This window comes from Stenotrophomonas sp. GbtcB23 (genome assembly GCF_019091045.1).
Lineage (GTDB): Bacteria > Pseudomonadota > Gammaproteobacteria > Xanthomonadales > Xanthomonadaceae > Stenotrophomonas > Stenotrophomonas rhizophila_A.
This window is the reverse complement of sequence record NZ_JAGXKC010000203.1, coordinates 1-458: the sequence shown is the minus strand read 5'-3', so window position 1 is coordinate 458 and position 458 is coordinate 1. Positions and strand designations below refer to the sequence as shown.

The following is a 458-nucleotide window of genomic DNA, read 5'->3' as shown; positions in this document are numbered from 1 at the left end:
TCTCGGGCTGGGTCCCGATCGAGGAGTGGACCGAGCAGGCCTTTGACGCCTCCTTCGCCATCAACGTCAAGGGACCTTACTTCCTGCTGCAGGCGCTGCTGCCAGTGCTGGCCAACCCCGCCTCGGAGGTGCTCAACACCTCCGTCAACGTCCATGCGGGCATGGCACGCTCGACGGTATATGCCGCTACCAAGGCCGCCTTCCTGAGCATGACCCGCACACTGTCCAGCGAGCTGCTTGGTCGCGGCATCCGCCTGAACGCCGTCAGCCCTGGCCCGGTGGAAACGCCGCTGTATGACAAGCTCGGCATCCCCGACGCCTACCGGGCCAAGCACAATGAGGAGATCGTCGGCAGCATCCCGATGGGCCGCTTCGGCACGCCGGACGAGGTTGCCAAGGCCGTGCTGTACCTGGCCTCGGACGAATCACGCTGGACGGTGGGATCGGAACTGGTGGTC

Annotated in this window: 1 protein-coding gene; it reads left to right on the top strand. The window is 65.5% G+C overall.

Annotation, left to right across the window (positions count from 1 at the left end; translation table 11 throughout):
• Positions 1 to 458, top strand: a 458-nt coding sequence (locus KVS69_RS18795) for an SDR family oxidoreductase (RefSeq protein WP_217539491.1), incomplete at both ends; no start/stop codon positions are given.